A 19644-nucleotide genomic window follows, 5' to 3' on the forward strand; every position below is an offset into this window, starting at 1 on the left:
CGTTTAAGTACTTGTTTACTAAGGAGGGTTTATTATGCGAAAGCAAGAATGCGTAGCGATGCTGCTGGCCGGCGGGCAAGGCAGCCGATTGGGCGCGCTGACCAGAAATATTGCCAAGCCGGCTGTAGCTTTTGGCGGAAAATATAGAATCATTGACTTCAGCCTGTCCAATTGTACCAATTCCAACATCAATACGGTGGGCGTGCTGACACAGTATAAACCTTTGCTGCTCAATTCCTACATTGGTACCGGCGCCGCCTGGGATCTGGATGATGCTTACGGAGGCGTATTCGTGCTGCCGCCCTACGCCACCGAGGCAGGCGGTCAATGGTACCAGGGAACTGCAGATGCTATCTTTCAAAACATAGATTTTATTGATAACTACGATCCTCAATACGTTTTAATTATTTCTGGCGATCATCTTTATAAAATGGATTACAGCTTAATGCTGGAAGAACACAAGCAGACCGGAGCCGACCTGACCATTTCCGTAATGAAAGTGGCCTGGGAAGACGCCTGCCGATTCGGCATTCTGACTGCCGATGAGAAGCATCAAATCGTCAAATTTTCCGAAAAACCGAAGGATCCCGACAGCAACCTGGCCTCCATGGGCATTTATATGTTTAATTGGAAGGTTCTAAAAGAGGCCCTTATAGGGGATCATCAAAATTCCCGCTCCGACCATGATTTTGGCAAGAATGTGATTCCCATGCTCCTAAATCAGGGCAAAAGGCTCTGTGCCTATACCTTTTCCGGCTACTGGCAGGATGTGGGAACAATTGACAGCTATTATCATACAAACATGGAGCTTCTCAATCCCCAGTCCCAGTTTAATATCTTTGAAGAGGATATGCGAATCTTCAGTAATTCCAATATTTATCCGCCCCATTACATCGGCCGCGGCGCTGTGGTGGAAAACAGCCTCATCTGCAATGGCAGCCGCATTTTGGGTGATGTAAAAAATTCCATTCTCAGCTTTGAGGTCTCCATTGAGGCGGGAGCCAGTGTATCCGATTCCATTCTCCTGCCCGGCGCGTCCGTGAAAAAAGGCGCCCAGGTATTCCGGACCATTGTCGGCGAACATGCCATAGTAGGGGAGGACGCTATCTGCGGAAACAGAAAAGGACACGAAATCACGGTCATCGGCGACAATCAGACCGTGTTCAAGCAACAGGAAGGAGGAAGCCATGAATAAGGTTATCGGACTGATTACCACCAATTATACCAACGGCCATTTCGGCCCCCTGGCCCAGAACCGGCCGGCAGCTACCATTCCCTTTGGCGGCAGATACCGGCTGGTGGATTTTCCTCTCTCCAACATGGTTCATTCCGGAGTTCGTTCTGTGGGCATCACCACTTCTCACTGCTACCGCTCCATCATCGACCATCTGGGAGATGGAAAGTACTGGTCTTTAGATCGAAAATCAGGAGGCCTGTTTTTCCTGCCGGGTTCCATCTATGGATTAAAGCGGTTTGAAGGAAAGTTCCTGCTGCGGGACTTTATTGACAATCGTCCGTATCTTGCTCGGGCCAATGGGCATCTGGTCGTTGTAAGCGCCAGCAATAAGATCTATAACATGGACCTCCAGCCGCTGATTCGCCAGCATCGCCAATCGGGCGCCCAGATCACCATGGTTTACAAAGAGATCGCAGACGCCCATATGAAGCAGGGCCCCTTCCTCGATCTGGGACAGGACGGCAGGCTGGTGGGAATCCGCAGGCAGACAGCCGGTCACGCCGCCTGGTTCATGGACTGTTTTGTCATTAACCAAGAAGATCTGTTGGCCTTGATGGATTGGTATGAAACCATGAGCTATGTTGATCTCATGGAAATTATTTATGAAAATATAATTGATATGAAGATCGATTCCTATCGTTTTGACGGCTATGTGGGTGCAGTTGACAGCACTTATGACTACATGCGCTGCTCGCTGGATTTGCTCAAGCCCGAAATCAGCGACGAATTATTCAATAACGGCCGCAAAATTTTTACAAAGGTGCAGGACTCGCCGCCGTCCAAATATCGATCTGGATCCCATGTGTCCAATTCGCTGATTGCAAACGGCTGTGTCATCGAAGGAACTGTCGAAAACAGCATCCTCTCAAGGAGCGTCCGCATCGGCAGGGGAGCAGTGGTCAAAAACTGTGTGATCATGCAGCAGAGCAATATTAAAACCGGCGCCTTTATGGAAAATGTGATCTGCGACAAATTCGTGCGGATTAACGAGGATACCCGCCTCAGCGGCAACCGCTATACGCCGCTGGTAATCGAAAAAAGTAAAGAAGTTTAGAGCAAAGGAATTCAATATGACCAACAAAAGCAACCATACACAAAAGACAAGTCCGATCAAAGTTCTATACGCCATATTCGAAGCCGACCCTTTTATTAAAACAGGCGGCTTGGGAGATGTAGGAGGATCCCTTCCCGCTGCCTTATGCAAAACCGGCGTGCAGGTAAGGGTCATCCTGCCCAAGCTGGCCTCAATCCCACAGGAATTTAAAAGCAGGATGATCACCATTACCCAGTTTGAAGTTCCGCTGGGCTGGCGGCGGCAGTACTGCGGCATCCAAATGCTGCGGGAAAAAGGCGTCACCTATTATTTTGTGGACAACGAATATTACTTTAAGCGGTCCGGACCTTACGGCTATGAGGATGATGGTGAGCGTACCGCTTTTTTCTGCAAGTCAGTACTGGAGTGCCTCCAGCATCTCCCGGATTTTTTTCCAGATATCCTCCACTGCAATGATTGGCATACGGCTCTAATTCCGGTATTCCTCCGTGAACAATACATGGAAGCCCCAAAATATACGCGGCTACGCACCGTATTTTCTGTACATAATCTTAAATTTCAAGGTATTTTTCCCAAGTCGATGCTGGCTGATGTCCTGGGGCTTGCCCATAGCAGGTCCGCCTCTGACCAGCTGGCCTTTGAGGGGAGTATTAACTATCTTCAGGGAGCCCTTTATTACAGCGACCGGCTCACCACAGTCAGTCCTACCTATGCCAAAGAAATCCGCACTGCATATTACGGAGAGCACATGGAAGAAATCTTTCGACGACGAAGCTCCGTTCTCACTGGAATTCTCAATGGAATCGACCAATCAAAGTATTCTCCGGCTAAAGATCGATGCCTTTATGAAAGGTATCGGCCGTCTTCCTTTCAGCAGGGAAAGGCCGCCAACAAACGTGCTCTTCAGGAAGAACTGGGGCTAAAAAGGGATGAAAGCATACCGCTTCTTGTCATCATCAGCCGTCTGACTGAGCAGAAAGGCCTCGATCTGGTTCTGGGAATTCTCGATGAGCTCCTCTGTGAGCGAGTCCAGCTGGCTGTCCTGGGAGTTGGGGATGCCAAATACGAGGATGCTTTCCGCGGCTATCAGGCCCGCATGCCTCAGAAAGTTCGGGCCTGCATGACTTTTGACGCTCCCATGTCATCTAAATTTTATGCTGCTGCTGATATTCTGTTGATGCCGTCCAAGTTCGAACCTTGCGGCCTGTCACAAATGGCAGCTATGCGTTATGGCACGATTCCCATAGTACGGGAAACCGGAGGGCTGGCGGACAGCGTCATCGCCTATAACCAATATGAGGATACCGGCGACGGATTCAGCTTTGCCAACTATAATGCTCATGAACTGCTGTTTACCATCAAGAGCGCCTTGGATCTTTACACCAACCGCAGAGCGTCTTGGGATGCTCTGGCAGTGCGCGCTATGAAAAAAAATTTTTCCTGGAAAGCTTCGGCAGAAAAATATGCTGCCCTTTACCGGGATTTAATCCATCTATAAAAGGAATGATTTATGAACGTTTATCACAATTCACAGGATCCGGCTTATCGGTCTCCAAAAGGCGCTGTAGCTGCAGGAACGCGCATTTGTCTTTCCCTGGCGGTGGAAGGGGAGTGTCCGTGCCCCGGCTGCTTCTTGTACTTGTATATGGACGGGACGAATGCTGAGCCTGCTGCAATGGAAGGTGTGCGGCACTCCCGGAATCTGCAGCTTTTTTCCATAGAAATCGTCGCTTCTGCCAGCCCGGCATTATGCTGGTATTATTTTTCTATAACCGGCACCGACGGATCTCCCCTTTATTATGGGAACAATCCCCAGCAGCTCGGCGGAGAAGGCCTCCTGTACGACCATATTCCGCCGCCCTTTCAGATTACCGTCTATGCGCCGTCTTCCGTTCCTGACTGGTATACTCATTCCATTCTTTATCAAATTTTTCCTGATCGATTTGCCCGAGATGACGCCTGGCTTTCCAGACAGGCCGATGCCGCCGCCGAGCCATTCGCAGAGACTTTCCCTTCGCGGCTGATTCAGCAGAACTGGTACGATCAGCCCTTTTATAGCCGGAATACAAAGGGAGAAGTAATTCGCTGGCCTTTTTTCGGCGGCAGCCTGGAAGGAATTCGCAGCCGGCTCTTGTATTTAAAAAGCTTGGGGGCGGGAACCATCTATCTCAATCCTATTTTTTTGGCACGCAGCAATCACAAATACGATACGGCCGACTACCTGCGCATTGATCCGTCCTTTGGCAGCCTGGAGGAGTTTTCCCGCCTAATCCGAGATGGGGAGCGCCTGGGAATCCGCTTCATACTGGACGGGGTTTTCAACCACACCGGCGCCGACAGTAAATACTTCAACCGCTTTGGCCGCTACCGAGAGCCCGGCGCTTGCCAGGGGCCGCAATCGCTTTATTACGATTGGTATTCCTTTACCAGTTTTCCCGATGAGTATGCCAGCTGGTGGGGGGTTGCCGATCTTCCCGCGGTTAATAAAAGCAATTCCTCCTATCAGGAATTTATCTTCGGCGGCAGAGACAGTGTCATCCGCCGCTGGCTGAATGAGGGGGCAGGCGGCTGGCGACTGGATGTGGCTGACGAGCTTCCCGATTCCTTCATTGCCGGCATCAAAAAAGCCATGGAGGATTATGATCCCAAGGGCGTCCTCATCGGGGAAGTGTGGGAGGATGCCAGCAACAAGATCAGCTATGGGCAGCGGCGGCGGTATTTTCTGGGAGGAGAGCTGGACGCGGTGATGAACTATCCCTTGCGCGGTCTTCTAATGGATTACATGTGCGGCCGGTGTTCTGCGGAAAACGCAGTGCGCCGCCTTTTGAGCCTGGCTGAAAATTATCCGCCTCAGAACTTCTACGCGTCATTTAATCTCCTTGGAAGCCACGATCAGCCTCGTATTCTCACTGTGCTGGGCGATGCTCCCCAGGATTTGGAATACGACAAGAAGGAGGGATACCGACTGTCAAAGGATAAATATGCCCTGGCAAAGCAGCGGCTGAAGCTTATCAGTCTGCTCCAGTTCATTCTGCCGGGAGTTCCCGCTGTCTACTATGGGGATGAGGCTGGCTGTCAGGGATACGAAGATCCTTATAACCGGGGCACCTATCCCTGGGGCCGGGAGGACCAGGAACTGCTGGCACATTATCGGATGCTGGCTGCTTTGAGAAAGCAGTATGCCTTTCTTGCTGATGGAGACTACCGGTTTTCCTGGGAAGGGGAACATGTTTTTATATGTACCAGGTGGGAAAAAGGGGACGGCCGCAGGCTAATCGCCGCTGTTAATCGTCATATCTTTGGAGCGGTCTCTTTTCAATTGTCCCTGCCCGAAAAAACGACCTATGTACTGGAGCTTCTTACTTCGAGGGTCTTTTATCCAAAGGATGGCAGCCTCTTAGTTAATCTGCCGCCGCTATCGGCCATGGTCCTCGACTGCCGTACCAATCCGCCCCAAAAGCGTTCGCTGAAGCGGCGGGCAGGCGTGTTATGCCACATCTCGTCCATACCTTCGGCAAAGATGGACTCTGGAGCAAAGCAGTTTATTGATTATCTGTCCGATTGCGGTCAGAAATTATGGCAGATCCTGCCCCTCAACCCCGCGGGAGGGGAGGGAGATTCGCCCTATTCCAGCCCAGCAGTCTTTGCGGGAGATGAGCGTCTTATGGATGAGGATGCTCCCCTGGATTGGGACCGTTATCAAGCCTTTTGCCGCCAGGAAGCCTTTTGGCTGGAGGACTTTGCGCTATATATGGTGTTAAAGGAAGAGTTTTCGGATTTACCCTGGCAGAAATGGCCTCAGCCCGAGCGGGATCGAACGAACCTGGATTCTTGGAAACAGCAGGCGGGACAGCGGCTGGAAGCAATCCGCCGCCGTCAGTTCTGCTTTTGGTCCCAGTGGGAACATTTAAAGACCTATGCCAATGAAAAAGGAATCTCGGTCATCGGGGATCTGCCCTTCAGTCCCGGGACCGACAGCGCCGATACCTGGGCCCACAGGGACTTGTTTCTCCTTGGGGATGACGGTCTCCCACTGGCTTATGTCGGGGCGCCCGCCGATGAATTTTGCCCGGACGGACAGAGTTGGGGTAATCCATTATGTGATTGGGATCGGATGAAAAAGGAAGACTATTGGTGGTGGCGCCGGCGCATTTCCCAGGCAATGAGGCATTATGACTATATTCGCTGCGACCACTTTCGAGGATTTTCAGCTGCTTACGCCATTCCTCCTGGTAAAGCAGCCTGCGAGGGCGTATGGCTTCCCGGTCCGGGCGAGGATTTTTTCCGCTGTTTAACAAAGCATCTGGGTCAGCTGCCCCTTTTAGCGGAGGATTTAGGTTGTCTGGACATCCAGGTTAAAAACCTGCTCCATCTTTGCCGATATCCGGGGATGATGGTCTATCAGTTTTCTCATGGCGAAATGGAGTGCCTGCCCGATAAGGCGGCGGCAGAAAAACTTTACTATACCGGCACCCACGACAACCGGACTCTCGCCGCATGGTGCGCAGAAAATACTACCCAGCCCCGGGGAAGTGATGCTATAATAGAGTCATTATATAAAGGCAATGGCGCCTGGATCATCACGCCTCTTCAAGATTTGCTGGGGCTGGGGGATGAAAGCCGGATGAATGTGCCGGGCCGGGCACTTGGCAATTGGACCTGGCAGGCCCAGCCCTCTCAGTTGACACAGGAGCTGGCAGCAAAAGTGCGAAGATGGGCGTTAGACAGTGGCAGATAGCCTGGCTGCGTAAAGGGCCGCTCCCAGCGATGGGGCGGTTTCATCCAGGATGAGACGGATGGGGATCTCCTCCAGGAGATCTCGTACCCGGCCCTTATCTAGAAATGCGTTCAAAAAAGCATTCTGGTCCAGCAGAGGATGGATCTTTGGAAGAATGCCGCCGCTGAGATAAATGCCCCCCGATGCCATGAAGATCAAGCCAAAGTTACCGCAGGCAGAACCTAGGATCTGAGAAAACACCGTCATGGTTTCCATGGCATCGGGTTCTTGCTTGAAAGCTTTGTCAGTGATCTGCGCAGGGCTCAGGCCCCAGGCACCGGTCAGTGCACCATAGATATTGACAAGTCCCTGGCCGGATAGCAGCCGTTCACAGCTGAGACGGCCATATTGCTTGTGCAGTGTATCGCAGATTTGCTGCTGGCGCAGGTCTCCGGGAGCAAAATCCATATGGCCGCCTTCTGATGGCAGTACTTCCCCTACAGGGGTAATCACACAGACCCCCAGGCCGGTTCCCAGAGAGAGGACTGCCTTTGCGCCTTTTTGGGGAGAGCCTTCTTTTAAAGATAAGAGCTGCCCCGTCGCAATGGCAGGCAATGCGTATCCCACCGCTGCAAGATCGTTCATGAGTATAATCGTCGGGATTTGGGGAAGCGCATTTTTCAGGGAGTCCCGATCAATACGCAGCCCCGTGCCGGTCAGTTCCACCGTCTGCCTGTGGACGGGGCCAGCGGCTGCAATGCAGAGGCATTCCACGGTCCTGCCGCAGGCCAGCTGGGATATGAGACGGCCAAGGTCATCGATTGATGCGGTGGGGATCCGCTGTCTCTCCGCCGGCCGGCCGTCCTCCCAGAAGGTGCATAAGGTTTTGGTTCCGCCAATATCCATTGTCATGATCATAGGTAAGGCCTCCGTGTCTTAATTATATTCAGTATATCACAGATCAACTCAGGAAGTGAGGGAAATGCTATGTTAAATAAAGAAGTCGAAGACCGTTATCAGCAGTGGCTTACCAGCCCGTATTTTGACGAAGCTACGAAGGCGGAGCTCAAGGCTATAACCGATGAAAAGGATATCGAGGATCGCTTTTACTGCGATCTGGAGTTTGGAACTGGAGGCATGCGCGGTATGCTTGGAGCCGGAACCAATCGTATGAATCTATATCTGATCCGTAAACTGACAGCCAGCTTTGCCCGCGTCATTGCAGACCACGGCGAAGATGCGAAAAATCGGGGAGTAGCAATCGCTTATGATTCCCGCCGGTTTTCAGAGGATTTTGCTATGGAGACGGCCCTGGTACTTGCAGCTCATGGTATTCGGGCATACTTGTTTGAATCTCTCCGTTCAACACCGGAATTATCCTTTACCATTCGCCACAAGCATGCCATTGCCGGCGTCATGATCACCGCCAGCCATAATCCAAAAGAATACAACGGTTATAAGGTCTACTGGGAGGACGGCGCCCAGCTTCCTCCGGCCCAAGCCGATGAGATCATGGCCAAGATGGACGAGTGCGGATGGGATGTTTCTGTCCTTTCCCGCGAGGAAGCCCTTGCTTCAGGGCTGTTGGAAATGATCGGCCAGGAGGTGGACGATTGTTATATGACTTGCGTCCAGGAGCAGCTGCTCCATCCCCAGCTGGATCAGCAGAAGGGCTGCGGACTGAAGATCGTTTACACCCCGCTCCACGGCGCTGGCCGGGTTTTTGTTGAGCGCATCCTTTCCCAGAACGGATTTTCCCAGATCTTTACTGTCCCTGAACAAGCTGAGCCCGATTCGGAATTTTCTACGGTTCACGTTCCCAATCCGGAAGATGAAGGTGCATGGGAACTTGCTTTGACCTATGCTAAAGAACTGCAGGCCGATCTGCTGCTGGCTACGGATCCGGATTCGGACCGTCTGGGAGTTCAGTGCAGGACCAGCAAAGGGGAATACCAGCATTTGACTGGCAATCAGGTAGGAGTCATTTTAGCCAATTACATCATTGGATCGCAAAAAGCGGAAAAGGGCCTGCCCGCAGATGGTATCATGCTGCAAAGCATCGTTTCCACTGCCCTGACCGAAAAGCTGGCGGAGGAACTGGCCGTACCACTGAAAAAGGTACCGGTCGGCTTTAAATTTATCGGGGAACAGATTAAAGAGATGGAAGAGACGGGCAAAGGAAGTTTTTTGTTTGGCTTTGAGGAAAGTCTGGGTTATCTCAAAGGCACATACGCCAGGGACAAGGATGCGGTCCTGGGCGCTGCACTTGTAGCGGAAGCCGCGCTCTATTATCAGGAGATCGAGGGAAAGACATTGACCGATGTTCTGGACGGACTCTTTGATACCTACGGCTATTTCCTCGATGAACAGGTTGCTTGTACGCTCATGGGAAAAGACGGAAAAGAACGGATCGACCAGATTATGAAGTTCTTAGCAGCCGATGATCGCTGCCGGATCGGCGGCCAAAAAATCATCAGCCGGGAATATTATGACAGAGGCAAGCAGTTAAAAAACGGCTGCATGCTGGATTTGGATTTTCCAAAGGTCAACATCGTCGGACTGACTTTTGAAAACGGCGGATTCATCAAAGCCAGACCGTCGGGCACGGAACCCAAGATTCGCTTTTATTTCTGTGTCGCCGGCAACGGCCGCCGGGATGCGGAGGAAACTCTGGAGCGGACAAAGAAGGATTTCTTTTCCTTGATCGAGCAGCTTTTGTGACATATTGACCAAATTGTTGAGATTTTTCCAACGGCTACAGGCTGCAATTCCTGACAAATGCTTTGTTATACAGGGTGATTTCCATTTGGGCAGCGTTCCGAAATCAGGTTCTAGGCCTGGAGGCCATGGCCCAGGGCCGGGAAAATTTTTATAAAATTTTTTATTTTTTACGCAGAGCAATGGGTTTGCGGGGCCCGATCTTGACAGAGAGTGAAGACTTCTGCTTCAAGCCGGATTTGAGGTGGATCAATCGTTGAAAACAGCCGACCGGCATCAGAATCCGATTCTGACCCTTAGCGCCAAAATTCTTACAAAAAAATTCGGCTGAGCAGCTGAATGGACAGGGGTATGGTAATAACCGAGATCAGGGTGCTCAGAAAAAGGATCTTGCTGGACATGGTCTGATCCTCCCCTTCCTGTTCCGCCAGCATGGATACCATAGCAGCCGCCGGGAAGCAGCAGCCCAGCACCAGCATCGCCTTGATCAGCGGGTCGATGGGCAGGAAAACAGCCAGGCCAAAGGTCAAAAGCGGCAGCAGAAACAACTTGTTGACCGTCGCCTCGATCACAATATGATCTTTGATAATCTCCAGCAAATTGCAGTTTGCCAGGGTGGACCCGATGAAGATCATGGCCATGGGCGTTGAAACATTTCCGATATACAGCAGATATTCATCCACCGGCTCGGGCAGACCCACATGGGTAATGCTGATTAAAAAGCCTGCTGCCAGAGCAATAATGTTGGGGTTGAGCAGAACCTTGAGAACCGCACGGGCTGCAGCCCGGGGCGTCCGCTTTCTCACCTCGTCCTTATTGCGCCTCATCAGCCGCACGCCGTAAGCGAAAAAGAAAAAGTTCATTGCAGCATTGTGGGCCAGCATCAAAAATAGCCCTTCTTCCCCAAAGAAGATCAGGGTAATGGGAAAGCCCATGAATCCATTATTAGGACAGAAAGAGGAAAACTCCACAATATGGGAGAATTCCCGAGGGGTCTTGCGCAGTCTGCAGTACCAGTACATATATGCGGCGTAAAGGAAAAAGCAGACCAGCGTCAGAATCAGCATCAATAAAAAGTTGAAAATCAGCCGTCTGTCCATGGTGAGGGTCCCCAGATTATGTACGATCATACAGGGGTATGCAAAATAGACGATGAACTTATTAAGTCCATGGTTCATGTTATCGTCTAAAAAATTGATTTTTCGCAGAAAATATCCTGTGAACAAAATCGCAAACAAGACAAAATATTTGGCGTACATACTCGTTCTTCTCCCTAATAGAATCCGGTCTATTTCTTAAATGGCACAAAGGTTCCAGACGCAGTGGCCACGATTTTTCCGCTCTGCTTTTCCCGTGCAATGCAGGTGGCACGGATCAGTGTCTTGCCCATACTAGTAATCTGCGTGGTAAAAATAAACGCTCCGCTGAGAAAAGGCCGGATAAAGCTGACTTGAAGATCGGCGGTAGAAACACTGCCTTGTTTTTGAAATGCGGCAGCGCTGACACCCATCGCCGTGTCAAACATGGATGCGATGGCGCCTCCATGAATTTCATTTCTTTGATTCCGCTCCCATTCTTGTGTACAAAACAAGATGTCGGCAATCATCTCATCTTCGTCTGCCCCCAAAAAGTACGGGTCCAGCATATTGTTCAATCTGACCTCTTTTGGATGTTTGATATAATTTAAAATTTCTTGAAAACGTTCTTCCATATATATAAAATCCTCCTTTAAATTGTTTCCTGTCGTTTTGTCCGCTTTTTGCGTACTCTCTATTATAAAACAAAAACCCTGATCGGACCACTATTTCTTTTGCAATCCCGGCGAAAGCAAAGAGAATGTCTCCACTCTTTTTCCGTGAGGCATTCTCCTTGACTGAATATTGTTAATGTTAAAAGAAGGAACGATTATTAGAAATACAACTGGCCTGCTGACTTGCAGTAGTCCTGAAACTCTTCTCTAAGCTGGTCCCTGAATTTTGGATGGGCGATGTTAATCAAAGCTTCGGCCCTCTGCTTGATGGTCTTGCCAAACAGATAGGCGATTCCATATTCGGTAACCACATAATGTACATCCTGTCTGGTCGTTGTCACTGGGGTTCCTGGCTTGAGTACGGCGGAAATTCTCGAAATTTCACCGCCCTTAGCCGTTGACGGCAGGGCAATGATCGGCTTGCCGTTCTTTGCCTGTTCTGCGCCTCTGAGGAAATCCAGCTGGCCGCCTACACCGCTGAAAGTCTTGGATCCAATGGCATCGGCCACGACCTGACCCATCAAATCTACTTCCAGAGCCGAGTTAATGGCAACCATGTTATCATTTTTTGCGATCACCGCCACATCATTGGTATAGTCCACAGGCATCAGCTGAATCATATTGTTGTTATCTACATATTCGTACAGCTCTTTTGTACCCTGTACAAAGGTAGAAATGATCTTGCCCCGGTTGATGGATTTTCTTCTGCCGTTGACGATACCTGCCTTTACCAGCGGGATCAGGTTGTCGGAAAACACTTCCGTATGAATGCCCAAATCTTTTTTGTCTTCCAAAAATTTGAGAATGGCGTTGGGAATGGTCCCCTGACCCATTTGAAGCGTAGCTCCATCCTCGATTAAAGTCGATATATTATATCCAATTTTCTCTGCAACCGGATCATCACTGCTGATCAGCGGAATCTCATAGATATCCTCGTCGTATTCGACAAAATAATCAATATCCGATACATGTACCAGCGTATCTCCGCACAGATGAGGCATATTCTGGTTTACCTGGGCAATGGCCACTCTGGCCTTTTCAATAGCTACCCGTGTCTGGTCGCAGGAGGTTCCCATATTGACATAGCCGTTTTCATCCGGCGGCGTCACCTGAACCAGCGCGATATCACAGGGCAGGATCCCTTCCCGGATCGCCCTTGGCTGGGCGTAGAAATGGATGGGCAGGAACTCGCCCCGGCCCTCCTGGATGCACTTGCGGTTATTCTTTCCGCAGAAAAAGCTTACGTTTACAAAGGCGTCTTTGTATTCCGGCGCTGCGTAAGGCGCATCGCCGATGTTAAGGCCCTGAGTAATTCTCACGCCTTCCAGCTGATCTTTGCGTTCCAGCAGCTTGTTGATCAGGTACTGCGGCTCTGCCGCAGCATGAGCGGGAACGACGCTGTCGCCCGATTTTACATGGCTCAGCGCTTCTTCTGCGCTGACGGTTCTTTCTTTATATATCGTTTTCCAGTCCATCTTCTTTTTTGTATCCTTTCTGTCTCATGCTGTTCAACGCATAGCTAGTGTTACCAGTCCTGTCGTGGAAATTTCGCCCTTATTATATACGACAGCTTCACAGGTAACCACGGCTTTGGGTTCATTTACCTTAACGATCTTTGCTTCTATTTCAATTTTGTCGCCCGGTTCGATCTTTCTCTTGAATTTCACCTGATCGATGCCGATGAACAGAGGCACCTTGCCTGCGTATTTTTCCATGGACAAAAGCAGCACATCGGCAGTCTGGGCCATGGATTCCACGGTCAATACTCCCGGCATAACCGGCTCACCCGGAAAATGTCCGCGGAAAAAATCCAGTTCCGGATCCAGGTAAAACGCCGTCTTAATCATTTCACCCGGCACCATTTCTAAAACTTCATCGATTAAAAGCATCGGTTCCCTATGGGGGATGACTTCTTTGATCTGATCTTTGTTCATTGTGATTGTTTCCATTTTATTTCTCCTCTTTATGGCTGATTTCATATGCAAAGACTGCCGCGCCGATGGCTCCCACCGCTTGACAATGGGGGACAACCGCCACATCGCAGCCCATTTCCTTTGACATACATCTTACCATATCCTGGTTGAGGGCGACACCGCCAGTCATAGCCACTTTTGGTTCATAGCCTACTCTTCCAGCCATACCCATGACCCGTTTGGCAATAGCCATATGGGCCCCTCTAGCAACATCTTCCACTTTTTCTCCTGCCGAAAGTCTGGAAATGACTTCACTCTCGGCGAATACGGTGCACACGTTACTGATCGATATTTCTTTCGTGGATTTTTGGGCAAGAGATGAAAGCTCATCAATTCCGCAGCCCAGGACTCTGGCCATTACTTCCAGAAACCGGCCTGTTCCGGCAGCGCACTTTTCATTCATAACAAAGTTCGCTACCTGACCGTTTTCGCCCAGCTTGATGGCCTTTGCGTCTTGACCCCCGATGTCAATAATGGTATGTATGTCATCCATCAAAAATCCCGCGCCCTTTGCATGGCAGGTAATTTCTGTAATCTGTTTGTCTGCGCCTTTAAAGTTGATTCTACCGTATCCAGTAGCAACGATATATAAAATGTCCTCTTTGCCGGCACCAGCCTGTTCCATTGCATCTTTTATTACATCTTCATAAGCATTCGTCCCAGTTCCCAAGTTTAGAACCGAAACAGCAGCAATCTGTTTTTGGCTATCAAGAATGGCGACTTTCGATGAAGATGAGCCAATATCAATTCCTAAATACATGGTATTTTCCCTTCCACATTTATTTGATCATTTATATGAGCATTTCTGTAAAGCTCTGGACTCTCGTTCGAATTTGTTCAAAAGAGTCAATCTGCTGATCAATTTCCAGATACAGCATCGGAATACCCGCAGCTTCCAGTTCCTTTTTATAAATCGGGTAATCGAATTCTTCCGGATCACAGAATTTCATCATAAAGATCACAACTGCGTCAGCCTTCTTTTCTCTTACCAGGTCAATGAGCATTTGGCCTCTTGTCTTTTCTTCTTCATAGAGGAAGGTATCGCCTTTTTGATCACAGATTCTGCCGGCCATTTTTTCAAAGAAACTTCCCTGGCTTCTTCCCGGCGTACGGAACTGCCTTGATTCCTGAGCCAGATCATCGGCTGCAAAGGCAACCTGGTTTTCTTCAAAGATATCAAGCAGTTCAACCGGTTCTGCTAAAAGGCCGGTCGCCACCACCCGGTTTCCGGCAAAGGGCTTCTTTTCCTCTGCGTTCAGTCCGGCGATAATATCCCGGATATCTCGCGTGTACGCTTTTTTATCCATAAAGTATCCGGCTTTTATGATAAGATGCCGCGTCTTGGCCCCTATGATGTGGGGATACTCGGCTGCAACATCCGTAAATTCCCGCATTGTTTTCCGATACTCTTCGTAGAGCTCCCAGGCAGCCTCCAGATCATCGCTGCTGATAACCTTGCCTATCCGTTTTTCCAGCTCGCCTTTTACCCGCTGCAGCTCTTCTACGATGTAGGTAAACCCTGCATCGATGTTGCGGTTCTGCGGATAAACGATGGGTACGATGGGTACTTGGGGCACCGCTACCTTCCAGTTTTCGCAGATGCATTTCAGCGTATCGCAGAAGGTAGGTAGAATAATTCCTTTGAGCATATTATAAGTACCTTTCATCCCATATTCGATATTGGAACGCATGATCGAGCAGCAAAAACTCTGCAAATACCGGTCCGCCAGCTTCAGCTCAGTTTTTCCTCCCCACATGCCTATGGGCAGAAGCCCCGCCGCGTAGATGATTTCTTCCGGCGTGTAGATGGGGAAGCATCCGAAGGCGTCTTTTCTGGTTTCTTTGATCTGTTCAGTAACCGTCTTGGCCGGATGAAGAGCCGCCTGCTCTAATTTTTTGATCGTATCCTGATAGCTCATCTTAACCCCTCCTCTTTGCTTCCTTATTTTTTTCCATCATTTCAACTAATGCCTGAATTCTCGTTTCGTACTGTGCTTCAGAAAAGTTTCTAGGGTCGGTCTGATCTCCATCAAATACAACAGAAGGGACTCCTGTGGCCTCGGCGACTCTCCGCTGTACCTCATACTGTCTAAAGTCCATCAGCTTGCAGCTTCGATTGGAGTGATAGACGATTCCGTCCACGCTGAAGTCTTCTACGAGAGCTTTCATATTATTTGTATCATAGTCCAGGTTGCGGTTGGCATAATTGGACGCATAGGCCTTTGCCATACCAGAAAGATCATTGGTTTCATAACGAACGTTCCAGGATTCGGGATAAGTGGACGTTACCATATTGATCCCGTATTTTTTCAGAGTCTTGAAGGTCACGGCCAAATGGGGCCAGCATGCGATTCCATCCCAGATTACCCGGTATTTCTCATCAGCGGAATTCCACGGGCCTTTGCCTGCCTTGGCCTTAGCCTCCATCTCATCGTGCCACAATTTGAAAAGTTTGTGTCCGTCCTCATTACCTCGCATGCAGACGATCATGGCCATGTAGTTGAACATATCAAAACCATTGAGCGGGGACGGTTTTACTTTGGCCCAGTCAGTCGCTTTTTTCCACCACTCACAGGTAGCGTTGGAAAGCTCCATGACCTGGCCGAATTTATCATAATCAAATTTTTTCTTTGTAAAGTCCTCTAATTGTTTAATGGCGTATTCGATCTGTCCCCGCATATACTTTACACTGTGCTCGGGCACTTCGTATGTATGGTTAAAGGGCATATCAAACATAATCAACGGAATATTGAGCTTTTTCGCAAGATTTTCATACCACTTGATCACCGTATTGCAGATATTGCTGCAGCAGAAAATCAGATCCGGAAGCGGTATATCCTGTGCCTCTGCGTGCTGAATATCCGCATATCCCATATTTACCCTCGCATAAGAACAGATATCCGCCGAATAGCCTTCCGCTTCGGAATGTTCGATAAAGGTCAGCGCCTCTTTTCTTGCTCCGATAGCCGCAGCATGGTTCTCCGGATAAACGGTGGTCAGGTCCATTGTTTCAAGCAGCTCCTGCGGGCAGATTGAGGTGGCCCAGACAACGGGTCTGCCTTCTTTTTTCGCCTGCAGAGCGCCTTCGTAGTGTTTTGCCACCAAATGATTGAGCATTTCTTTTGATGTCATTGGTTTGCCATCCATCATGTCTCCTCCTCTTAACTATTTATTCTGAAAGTCCGGTTTTCGCTTTTCAAGGAATGCACGCATGCCTTCTTTCTGGTCTTGGGTTGTGAAGAGTTTTGCCCAGTTGTCAGCCTCAATCTCAATGCCTTTCGTATGACTTTGCTCTTCCTGTCCGGCCTTGATCGTCTTCTTTGCCATAGCCATTGCGATCGGGGCTCTCTTTGCCAGCTTTTTTGCCAGTTTCATCGCTTCGTCAAAAACATGTTCGTCGTCGGACACCCGATTAACAAGGCCCATGGACAGAGCTTTTTCCGCTGTTATCACATCACCGGTAAAAATTAATTCTTTTGCTCTGGCTTCTCCAATAATTCTGGGAACGCGGATGGTACCGCCGGCTCCGGGCATGATCCCCAATGTGATTTCCGGGAAACCCATCTTGGCGCTCTCGCCGGCAATGCGGATATCTGCAGTCATGGCCAGCTCCATTCCGCCGCCCAGTGCATAGCCTTCAATGGCGGCGATAACCGGTATACTCAGGTCCGCAATCTTGTTGTAGGTGGGCGAAAAGAGGAAAGCCCGTGCTTCCTCTTCGTTGCACTCGACCATTTTCTTGATATCTGCGCCTGCCGCAAAGTTTTTTTCACTGTGAAGGATCAGGCAGCGAATGTCCTTATCCCTCATCACTTCTTCTACCAGCTCATCCATTTCATCAATGATGCTGCGGCTTAGGGCATTGAGAGCTTCCGGCCGATCTACCCGGATAATGGCAATGTTCTCCTCTTTTTTTAATAATACCTGTGCCATATTCTCTGCCTCCTATTTCTCGTAGTCATAAAAACCGGCTCCTGATTTTCTGCCCAGTCTTCCCGAATCCACCAGCCTTTGTATAACAGGGCTGGGTCTGAACCGTTCTCCATATCCTTCAAACAGGATTTGGTCAACGCTCTGATTCAGGTCATGGCCGGTAATATCAAGCAGTGCAAAAATGCCCATTGGATGGCCCAGACCGTATTTACAAATCTTATCCACATCCTCTGGTGTACAGACGCCTTCTTCTACCAGTCTGCATGCTTCCAGGTAAAAGCAGTGGAATAAGCGGTTCAGCCCGAAGCCTACCACGTCCTTAACTTTTACCGGTTCTTTCTCAATGTACAGCAGCAGCTCTTTGGTAATATCTACGGTTTCGTCATCGGTCAAAAGCGCTGGTATGATTTCTACTAATTTCATGACACTGGCCGGTGAGTTGAAGTGAGTTCCAATGAACTTGCCTTTTCTGCCTTCGCTGACAGCAGATGCCAATTTCGTGATGGAGATACTGGAGGTATTGCTGGCAATAATGGTGCTCTCTTTGCAGATTTCATCCAGCTGTTTATAGATTCCCTGTTTGATCTCCAGATTTTCCAGAACAGCTTCTATGATAAAATCGCAGTCCGCCATATCGGAAAGATCTCCAGTGGGCGTAACCTTTTCCAGCGTCGCCGCTTTGGCTGCCTCATCAATCTTGCCCTTTTTTATACTCTTATCCAGCACTGCGGCTTGTTTTTCTTTTCCTTTTTCTGCTATTTCCCGGGAAGTATCGCTGATAATGGTCTCAATCCCCGCCCGTGCAAAGCACAGCGCGATTTCTGCTCCCATCATGCCGGCGCCTACAACTCCTACTTTTTTTATATCCATGGATTTGATTCCTCCTGCTTATCTATTTGCAATTCTCCACGATCATTGCCATTCCCTGACCGCCTCCAATGCAGAGAGTGGCCAGACCATATCTTGCATCCCTACGCTTCATTTCATAAATCAGGGTTGTCAGGATTCTGGTACCGCTATTTGCGAGAGCATGGCCGTGGGCGATAGCTCCGCCGTTGACATTGACCCGTTCCTTGTAAAAATCGGTGTCCATGCCGATCCCTAATTCTTTCAAGCAGCCTAAGCTCTGGGCCGCAAAAGCTTCATTAAGTTCCACCAGATCCATATCTTCCAGAGTTAGATTGGCCTTTTTCAAAGCTTTTTTAACAGCCGATACAGGGCCGATTCCCATGATTCTGGGATCGCAGCCTGTCGCGCTCATGCTGATGATCTTTACCAGAGGTTTTTTACCCAGTTCCTCGGCCTTTTCTTCTGACATGACAACGACTGCAGAGGCACCGTCGTTCATGCCGGAGGAGTTTCCTGCTGTAACCAGACCGCCGTCCCGTTTAAAAGCAGGTTTCAGTTTGGCCAGACTTTCCATCGTTGTATTCGGCGTGTTATGTTCATCCTCGTCGACGATAAAGTTCCCTTTTCGGTCTTGTACCTCGAAAGGAACAATCTCTTCTTTGAATTTGCCCGCAGCTTTTGCCGCGGCCATTTTTCTTTGGCTGTCAACGGAAAAAGCATCCATCTCTTCCCTTGTAATACCATATTTATCAGCAACGTTTTCTGCTGTCAGTCCCATGTTGAGACCCGGATATTTTTTGGACGATACCATCGTTACCCCGTGGTTGAAGGTGTCAAACAGTGGTTTATCCCCCAGCCTAAATGGTTTATATCGGGCGGATGGATCTAGGTAGAAGGGCAGCCTCGACATAACCTCTACCCCGCCTGCCATGACGATGTCCGCTTCGCCTGCTGCGATCTCATAGCAAGCACTAACCACTGCCTGCAATGAAGATGCGCACTGACGGTCGACGACATAGGCAGGAACTTCTTCAGGGACTCCCGCAACCAGAGCTGCGCATCTGGATACGTTAGGTGTGTATCCATATACATCGCCCATAATGACTTGATCCAAATCCCCAAGTTCTATATCGGATCTCTTTGCCGCAGCTGTGATAGCCGCAGCGCACAAATCCTGAGCTTCAACTGTCTTTAAGCTTCCTAGATAAGCTCCTACGGCTGTTCTTGCCGCACCTGTTATTACGCATGGTTTCATTGTTTTCCTCCCTTAAGTTGTTACTCCTGGTCCCAGGCTTCGATGATTTCCGGAATGACCTTCTTCAGATCGCCGCAGATGGCGTAGTCGGCCAGCTGCATCATCGGCGCTTCCGGATCCTTATTGATGGCCACGATGATATCCGAGGTCTGCATCCC

16 protein-coding genes are annotated in these 19644 nt (G+C 49.6%); 5 read left to right on the top strand and 11 right to left on the bottom strand.

Annotated elements, in window-relative coordinates; genetic code table 11:
• The first annotated feature begins 34 nt into the window (after positions 1 to 34).
• Genes LG211_RS07725 through LG211_RS07740 form a run of 4 tightly spaced genes read left to right on the top strand, consistent with a single transcriptional unit; the run spans position 35 to position 7029 of the window.
• Positions 35 to 1195: a glucose-1-phosphate adenylyltransferase gene (locus tag LG211_RS07725; protein ID WP_269477286.1), complete on the top strand. Its 1161-nt coding sequence runs from the start codon at positions 35 to 37 to the stop codon at positions 1193 to 1195.
• Positions 1188 to 2291 (top strand): glucose-1-phosphate adenylyltransferase subunit GlgD, encoded by a 1104-nt coding sequence (gene glgD / locus LG211_RS07730; RefSeq protein WP_148398135.1) that lies wholly within the window; start codon positions 1188 to 1190, stop codon positions 2289 to 2291. Before LG211_RS07725 ends, glgD begins: the two co-directional genes overlap by 8 nt.
• 16 nt (positions 2292 to 2307) lie before the next feature.
• Positions 2308 to 3789, top strand: a complete 1482-nt coding sequence (gene glgA / locus LG211_RS07735) for a glycogen synthase GlgA (protein ID WP_269477287.1) — start codon at positions 2308 to 2310, stop codon at positions 3787 to 3789.
• 12 nt (positions 3790 to 3801) lie between these two features.
• A complete protein-coding gene (locus LG211_RS07740) occupies positions 3802 to 7029 on the top strand; it encodes a 4-alpha-glucanotransferase (protein ID WP_269477288.1) in 3228 nt (1075 codons plus the stop codon).
• Here LG211_RS07740 and LG211_RS07745 read toward each other — a convergent pair.
• A complete protein-coding gene (locus LG211_RS07745; protein ID WP_253020674.1) occupies positions 7012 to 7926 on the bottom strand; it encodes a glucokinase in 915 nt (304 codons plus the stop codon). The two genes, LG211_RS07740 and LG211_RS07745, sit on opposite strands and share 18 nt — an antisense overlap.
• Before the next feature lie 69 nt (positions 7927 to 7995).
• On the opposite strand from LG211_RS07745, the gene LG211_RS07750 reads away from it, so the two are divergent.
• On the top strand, positions 7996 to 9729 hold the full coding sequence (locus LG211_RS07750) for a phospho-sugar mutase (RefSeq protein WP_148398138.1): 1734 nt from the start codon (positions 7996 to 7998) through the stop codon (positions 9727 to 9729).
• A gap of 308 nt (positions 9730 to 10037) precedes the next feature.
• Here LG211_RS07750 and LG211_RS07755 read toward each other — a convergent pair whose 3' ends face one another.
• The 10 genes from LG211_RS07755 to LG211_RS07800 form a co-directional block, all read right to left on the bottom strand.
• A complete protein-coding gene (locus LG211_RS07755; RefSeq protein ID WP_148398139.1) occupies positions 10038 to 10985 on the bottom strand; it encodes an AEC family transporter in 948 nt (315 codons plus the stop codon).
• Positions 10986 to 11014: 29 nt separating this feature from the next.
• The gene (locus tag LG211_RS07760) at positions 11015 to 11437 is read right to left on the bottom strand and encodes a PaaI family thioesterase (protein WP_148398140.1); all 423 of its coding nucleotides are present in this window, start codon (positions 11435 to 11437) and stop codon (positions 11015 to 11017) included.
• Positions 11438 to 11634: 197 nt separating this feature from the next.
• A complete protein-coding gene (locus LG211_RS07765) occupies positions 11635 to 12951 on the bottom strand; it encodes an acetyl-CoA hydrolase/transferase family protein (RefSeq protein WP_148398141.1) in 1317 nt (438 codons plus the stop codon).
• 33 nt (positions 12952 to 12984) lie between these two features.
• Complete coding sequence (gene fabZ / locus LG211_RS07770; protein ID WP_253020675.1) at positions 12985 to 13425, bottom strand: 3-hydroxyacyl-ACP dehydratase FabZ; 441 nt, start codon at positions 13423 to 13425, stop codon at positions 12985 to 12987.
• 1 nt (position 13426) lies between these two features.
• Complete coding sequence (locus LG211_RS07775) at positions 13427 to 14209, bottom strand: acyl-CoA dehydratase activase (RefSeq protein WP_148398142.1); 783 nt, start codon at positions 14207 to 14209, stop codon at positions 13427 to 13429.
• A gap of 31 nt (positions 14210 to 14240) precedes the next feature.
• Positions 14241 to 15368, bottom strand: a complete 1128-nt coding sequence (locus tag LG211_RS07780; RefSeq protein ID WP_269477289.1) for a 2-hydroxyacyl-CoA dehydratase subunit D — start codon at positions 15366 to 15368, stop codon at positions 14241 to 14243.
• A 1-nt stretch (position 15369) separates the two neighbouring features.
• Positions 15370 to 16599, bottom strand: coding sequence for a 2-hydroxyacyl-CoA dehydratase subunit D (locus tag LG211_RS07785; RefSeq protein WP_269477290.1), 1230 nt, complete (start codon positions 16597 to 16599; stop codon positions 15370 to 15372).
• A gap of 15 nt (positions 16600 to 16614) precedes the next feature.
• Positions 16615 to 17382, bottom strand: a complete 768-nt coding sequence (locus LG211_RS07790; protein ID WP_269477291.1) for an enoyl-CoA hydratase/isomerase family protein — start codon at positions 17380 to 17382, stop codon at positions 16615 to 16617.
• A gap of 12 nt (positions 17383 to 17394) precedes the next feature.
• The gene (locus LG211_RS07795) at positions 17395 to 18252 is read right to left on the bottom strand and encodes a 3-hydroxyacyl-CoA dehydrogenase family protein (protein WP_269477292.1); all 858 of its coding nucleotides are present in this window, start codon (positions 18250 to 18252) and stop codon (positions 17395 to 17397) included.
• 22 nt (positions 18253 to 18274) lie between these two features.
• Positions 18275 to 19486, bottom strand: a complete 1212-nt coding sequence (locus LG211_RS07800) for a thiolase family protein (RefSeq protein WP_148398146.1) — start codon at positions 19484 to 19486, stop codon at positions 18275 to 18277.
• Between the last annotated feature and the right edge of the window lie 158 nt (positions 19487 to 19644).

The organism is Hominibacterium faecale, from assembly GCF_020734085.1.
In the GTDB taxonomy this organism is placed as follows: domain Bacteria; phylum Bacillota; class Clostridia; order Peptostreptococcales; family Anaerovoracaceae; genus Hominibacterium; species Hominibacterium faecale.

Bases quoted from the DNA above. Each gene is read 5' to 3' on its own strand.
- LG211_RS07785 (WP_269477290.1), bottom strand. From the start codon at position 16,599: ATGATGGATGGCAAACCAATGACATCAAAAGAAATGCTCAATCATTTG.
- LG211_RS07740 (WP_269477288.1), top strand. From the start codon at position 3,802: ATGAACGTTTATCACAATTCACAGGATCCGGCTTATCGGTCTCCAAAA.
- glgD (WP_148398135.1), top strand. From the start codon at position 1,188: ATGAATAAGGTTATCGGACTGATTACCACCAATTATACCAACGGCCAT.
- glgA (WP_269477287.1), top strand. From the start codon at position 2,308: ATGACCAACAAAAGCAACCATACACAAAAGACAAGTCCGATCAAAGTT.
- LG211_RS07745 (WP_253020674.1), bottom strand. From the start codon at position 7,926: ATGATCATGACAATGGATATTGGCGGAACCAAAACCTTATGCACCTTC.
- fabZ (WP_253020675.1), bottom strand. From the start codon at position 13,425: ATGGAAACAATCACAATGAACAAAGATCAGATCAAAGAAGTCATCCCC.
- LG211_RS07780 (WP_269477289.1), bottom strand. From the start codon at position 15,368: ATGAGCTATCAGGATACGATCAAAAAATTAGAGCAGGCGGCTCTTCAT.
- LG211_RS07800 (WP_148398146.1), bottom strand. From the start codon at position 19,486: ATGAAACCATGCGTAATAACAGGTGCGGCAAGAACAGCCGTAGGAGCT.
- LG211_RS07725 (WP_269477286.1), top strand. From the start codon at position 35: ATGCGAAAGCAAGAATGCGTAGCGATGCTGCTGGCCGGCGGGCAAGGC.
- LG211_RS07795 (WP_269477292.1), bottom strand. From the start codon at position 18,252: ATGGATATAAAAAAAGTAGGAGTTGTAGGCGCCGGCATGATGGGAGCA.
- LG211_RS07790 (WP_269477291.1), bottom strand. From the start codon at position 17,382: ATGGCACAGGTATTATTAAAAAAAGAGGAGAACATTGCCATTATCCGG.
- LG211_RS07755 (WP_148398139.1), bottom strand. From the start codon at position 10,985: ATGTACGCCAAATATTTTGTCTTGTTTGCGATTTTGTTCACAGGATAT.
- LG211_RS07750 (WP_148398138.1), top strand. From the start codon at position 7,996: ATGTTAAATAAAGAAGTCGAAGACCGTTATCAGCAGTGGCTTACCAGC.
- LG211_RS07760 (WP_148398140.1), bottom strand. From the start codon at position 11,437: ATGGAAGAACGTTTTCAAGAAATTTTAAATTATATCAAACATCCAAAA.
- LG211_RS07765 (WP_148398141.1), bottom strand. From the start codon at position 12,951: ATGGACTGGAAAACGATATATAAAGAAAGAACCGTCAGCGCAGAAGAA.
- LG211_RS07775 (WP_148398142.1), bottom strand. From the start codon at position 14,209: ATGTATTTAGGAATTGATATTGGCTCATCTTCATCGAAAGTCGCCATT.